Raw genomic sequence first — 2,283 nt, 5'->3', positions numbered from 1 at the left:
CCGGGCAGGACGGGGTGGGGCGGCCTCGAGGCCGGTGCCGGGTCCCGGCGCCCCCCCGTGCCGTACGGCGGAGGGCGGTCGCGTGGTCGCCGTGCGGTTGTCGTGCGGTCGCTCGGGGTGATCCCCTACGGGCAGGTTCGGGGTTCTGCTGGAACTGTGGACCTGCCCGTTGCGTTTACCGTGGAAGAGCGCCGCAATATGTGGCGTGCCGGTCGAAGGAGGAGCGCGCCGTGGAAGCCGTGATCGCAATCGTCGCCCTGCTCTTCGTGCTGTGCGTGGTGCTGGGCGCGTACGCCACGGTGAAGGCGGTCGGCGCGGCCAAGCGCGGCGTGGACCGCACGATCACCCAGGCCAAGCGGACGGTCGAGGACACCACCCTGCGCGCCAGGAGCCTCGCCCAGCCCGGCCCCGTCGGCCAACTCGCGGACCTGCGCCTGAGGTTGCGCACCTCGATGCGGGCCACCCAGGAGGCGCTCCAGGCGGGCGTCGGCGAGGACGAGTCCCTGAAGGAGTCCCTCGCCCTTTTCCAGCAGCTCAGCAGGCACGGCCGTGAGCTGGACGACGAGCTCAGGCGGTTGGAGCCCGAGCCGGACCGCGCGAAGCTGGTCCAGCGGCTGCCCGATCTGCGCACCCGCACGGAGAAGGTCATCAAGTCGGCCGACGCCCTGCGCTGGGCGGCACACGACCGGGCCCGCAAGTTCGCCGAGGACGACTTGGAGACGCTCAGCGCCCAGATCGACGTCGAGGCGGGCGCGCTGCGGCACTGGACGACCGACCCGTCCGAGCCCGCGCATGTCTGGCCCGAGGCGCCGAAGCCCGAGCCGACCACCTCCGGCGGACAGAAGCGGCAGGAGACCCCCGAGGCCCGCACCACCGAGGAGCCGCCCCGGCCGGCGATCACCCCTCCGGGGCCGCGCCCGACGTATCCGTGGCAGAAGAAGCCGCGCCCGGAGAGCACGACTTGATGAGGTGCGGTGCGGCCCGACGCGGTGGCGAGGCGGTCGGTGGGGCCGGGCTGCCGTCGACGGGGCTTGGCGGGTAACCTCCAGCTCATGTCCCGCCATGTCGCGATCGTCACCGATTCCACGGCCTATCTGCCGCCGCAGACGATGGAGCGTCACGACATCATCGCGGTGCCGTTGACCGTGGTCCTCGGCGACCAGGCGCTCGAGGAGGGCACCGAGATCTCGGCCCGCTCGCTGGCCCAGGCACTGCAGAAGCGACGGTCCGTCACCACTTCCCGCCCCAGCCCCGAGCTGTTCGCGGAGACCTACCGCAAGATGGCTGAGGCGGGCGCCACCGGCATCGTCTCGCTCCACCTGTCCGCCGAGTTCTCGGGCACGTACGACGCCGCCGTGCTCGCGGCGCGCGAGGCACCCGTGCCGGTGCGCGTCGTGGACACCGGGATGGTCGCGATGGCCCTCGGGTTCTGCGCGCTGGCCGCCGCGGAGGTGGCGGAGGCGGGCGGCACGGTCGACGAGGCCGTCACGGCCGCCGAGAAGCGGGCGGCGGGTACGTCCGCGTTCTTCTATGTCGACACCCTCGACTATCTGCGCCGGGGCGGCCGGATCGGCGCGGCGCAGGCACTGTTCGGCTCCGCGCTCGCGGTGAAGCCGCTGTTGCAGCTGCACGGCGGTCGCATCGAGCCGCTGGAGAAGGTGCGTACGGCCTCCAGGGCGATCGCGCGCCTGGAGGAGATCGTCGCCGAGCGGGCCGGTGTAGCGCCGGTCGACATCGCTGTCCATCATCTCGCCGCGCCCGAGCGGGCGTCGGCGCTCGCGGAGCGGCTCCGGGAGCGGGTTCCGGGGCTCGCCGATCTGCATGTGAGCGAGGTCGGAGCGGTCATCGGGGCGCACACGGGGCCGGGGTTGCTGGCGGCGGTTGTCTCTCCTCGGTGAGGGGGCGGGTGAGGGCTGACGCTCGGTGGGTGCTGGGTGCTGGGTGGCGGGTTGCCGTTGTCGGCGAGCCTTGTCGCTCGTGTGGGTGACGGAGTTATCCACAACTGGGTAGTAATCCACGGGAACTGAGCAAGATCATCGTGGATGTGCGGGCTTGGCCCATCCTCTTCGCATGGCACTTCGATCACGTTCACGTACAGCGACAGTCACGAGTGGGCCGGGGCGGGGTCCGTCTTCCGACGGCCGCGCCCGCAACCGCGCCCGGCGACCGAGGGGCCGTGCCGGACGCCACCGGGCCACGGCGGAGACGCTGAGGCTGCGCGCGGAGGCGCTGTTCCCTGAGAGCGCCGATGAGCCACGGGAGTTGGGGCATGGGCCGCCGGGT

Annotated in this window: 2 protein-coding genes; both read left to right on the top strand. The window is 72.4% G+C overall.

The genetic code is table 11. The features are described 5' to 3' along the window. The first annotated feature begins 230 nt into the window (after positions 1 to 230). Positions 231 to 965 (top strand): hypothetical protein, encoded by a 735-nt coding sequence (locus AOK15_RS41165; RefSeq protein ID WP_185093738.1) that lies wholly within the window; start codon positions 231 to 233, stop codon positions 963 to 965. A gap of 87 nt (positions 966 to 1,052) precedes the next feature. Then, positions 1,053 to 1,898: a DegV family protein gene (locus AOK15_RS41160; protein WP_055524372.1), complete on the top strand. Its 846-nt coding sequence runs from the start codon at positions 1,053 to 1,055 to the stop codon at positions 1,896 to 1,898. Positions 1,899 to 2,283: the final 385 nt, after the last annotated feature.

Origin of the sequence: Streptomyces ossamyceticus, assembly GCF_001418475.1 — a bacterium.
GTDB lineage: Bacteria > Actinomycetota > Actinomycetes > Streptomycetales > Streptomycetaceae > Streptomyces > Streptomyces ossamyceticus.
Note: the sequence above shows the minus strand (reverse complement) of the source record. Positions and strands in the feature narration are given on the sequence as shown.

Bases quoted from the DNA above. Each gene is read 5' to 3' on its own strand.
- AOK15_RS41160 (WP_055524372.1), top strand. From the start codon at position 1,053: ATGTCCCGCCATGTCGCGATCGTCACCGATTCCACGGCCTATCTGCCG.